2 protein-coding genes are annotated in these 2,348 nt (G+C 34.9%); both read left to right on the forward strand.

Annotation, left to right across the window (positions count from 1 at the left end; translation table 11 throughout):
• The first annotated feature begins 164 nt into the window (after positions 1 to 164).
• Positions 165 to 524: a hypothetical protein gene (locus KA909_RS11675; protein WP_210130251.1), complete on the forward strand. Its 360-nt coding sequence runs from the start codon at positions 165 to 167 to the stop codon at positions 522 to 524.
• The gene (locus tag KA909_RS11680) at positions 521 to 2,182 is read left to right on the forward strand and encodes a terminase TerL endonuclease subunit (protein WP_210130252.1); all 1,662 of its coding nucleotides are present in this window, start codon (positions 521 to 523) and stop codon (positions 2,180 to 2,182) included. Before KA909_RS11675 ends, KA909_RS11680 begins: the two co-directional genes overlap by 4 nt.
• Positions 2,183 to 2,348 lie beyond the last annotated feature (166 nt).

Below are 2,348 nucleotides of genomic sequence, written 5' to 3' on the forward strand. Positions count from 1 at the left end.
AAAAAGTGTCAAATACCCCCCGCCTAAACAAACCGCGCCACAAAAGGCTTCGCGGAAACCGGCGCTTGGGTCAACTCCGCAGATTTATCTTTCAAAAAGATACGTAAGGGGGCTTGACATTTCAAAAAAATAAAAAATAAAAAATAAGCAAAGGGGGGAGGGGCTTGAAAAAGGATAAATACCTCAAAGATAAATTAACACCTAATCAAATTAAACGAATTAATGCTTCTGAAGATTACCTAATGAAGCAGATAGATACAGAGAATGATATTGAAGTTGAAAAAGTCGAACGCTATACTAACTTACTCAAATTATTTTACGCGTTAGATGTTTATATCGAACAGTCTGGACCAATTACACTAGTGAAAAACGCTTCACAAGAGTACATCAAACCTAATCCTGCAATAGCAGAAAAGAATAAAGTGAATGGTTCATTGTTAGCTTTAGAGAAATCATTCCATTTAGAAAGAAAAGCCGAAGAAAGACGCAGACAAGAACAAGCGAAAGGACCTGATTTAACATGAAGATACCTAAACATGTTACAGACTATATAGAAAAATATAAATCAGGCAACGTAATTTTTAATGATGAACGTGCAGATCTTGTTTCTTTCCTTGAAGATAACATCTTACATCGTGATGATTTATATTTTGATAATCAGAAAATAGAAGATTACATCAAATTTAGTGAGAAATGGTTTTTCAAGCTACAGGACTTTCAAAAATTCATTTCATGTTTTGTTTTCTTATATGAGAACGATACTAAAACACCTTACTTTTCAGAGTTTTTCATCTCAATGGCTCGTGGTGGAGGTAAGAATGGTTATATTAGTACGTTAGCAGCGTTCTTTATGACACCGTTACACGGTATCCCTAAATATAATATGTCAGTTGTAGCTAATAGTGAAAAACAAGCGTTAGTAAGTTTTAGAGAAATCTATGAAATGATAGAAAGTAACAATTTATATATTACAGGTGAACGACCTAACAACCCTTTTTATTTAAGTAAGGTTTATGTGGAAGGGACAGACACCAAATCGCAGTTCTTGTTCGATACATCTAATGAGAAAACGAAAGATGGCGCTCGTGAAGGTTGTATTTTCTTTGATGAAGTCCACGCCTACGAAAAAGATACGATTATTAATATCAAACGAAGTGGGTTAGGTAAAGTTGCTCATCCTCGTACTTTCTACATAGGTACAGACGGATATGTAAGAGAAGGTTTTTTAGATAGATTAAAAGATAGAGCGGAAAATGTCTTAAAAGGTATTAATCCAGAAGATAGACTTTTTCCTTTCATCTGCAAAATCGATGACAAAAAAGAAATAGATAAACCGGAACTTTGGGAAAAGGCAAATCCAATGTTTGAAAACCCTAAAAGTGAATATGGCGCTCAACTATTTAAAGAAGTACATCAACAATATCTAGGACTTCAGTTTAATCCATCTAATCGACCAGAATTTATGACCAAACGAATGAACATGCCAGAAACCGACACACAAAGTGTTGTAGCACCGTGGGATGACATAATGGCTACAAATCGACCTATACCCCCACTTGAAAACAATGAATGTATTGGTGGACTTGACTATGCAAGTTTAAAAGACTTTGCAGCAGTAGGTTTGTTGTTTAGATCGGGTGATGATTATATTTGGAAAACTCATTCGTTCGCAAGAAAAGAGTTCTTGGATAAGTACAAATTAAAACCACCTATTCATGAATGGGAAAAGAAAGGCCTACTTACAATTGTAGATGAGCCGACTATCAATCCTAAACATATTATTGATTGGTTCAGTGAAGCACAAAAGAGTTACGGTTTGCAAAAGGTTGTGGCCGATAACTTTAGAATGGATTTATTAAGACCTTTATTTGAAGATGCAGGTATTGAATATGAAGTGATTAAAAACACTCGAGCAATTCAATCATTACTAGCGCCTAGAGTTGAAGACATGTTTGCACAACATCATATTATCTTTGGAGATAACCCATTGATGAGATGGTATACGCAAAATGTAGCCGTCAAAATACGTAAGGATGGCAACAAAGAATACGAGAAAAAAGAACCGATTAGACGTAAAACTGACGGTTTCCAAGCCTTAGTACATGCGTTGTACCGTGCGGATGATTTAAAAGATTCTAATTTAGAAGAAGAAATCAATCTGTTACGTGGCTTGAGATTTTAACTGAAGGGAGGTTAAATGAATGGGATTGTTCGATAAGATATTTCAAAGAAACAAAGAGTTATCTTGGATGTATGATTTAGAGTTGTTACAAGATGTAAGTACAAAATCCTATATTAAGCAAATGGCACTTAATACGGTTGTTGAATTTGTTGCTAGGACGTTATCT

Origin of the sequence: Staphylococcus sp. GDX8P54P (assembly GCF_017893165.1) — a bacterium.
Classification (GTDB): Bacteria; Bacillota; Bacilli; order Staphylococcales; family Staphylococcaceae; genus Staphylococcus; species Staphylococcus borealis.

Bases quoted from the DNA above. Each gene is read 5' to 3' on its own strand.
- KA909_RS11680 (WP_210130252.1), top strand. From the start codon at position 521: ATGAAGATACCTAAACATGTTACAGACTATATAGAAAAATATAAATCA.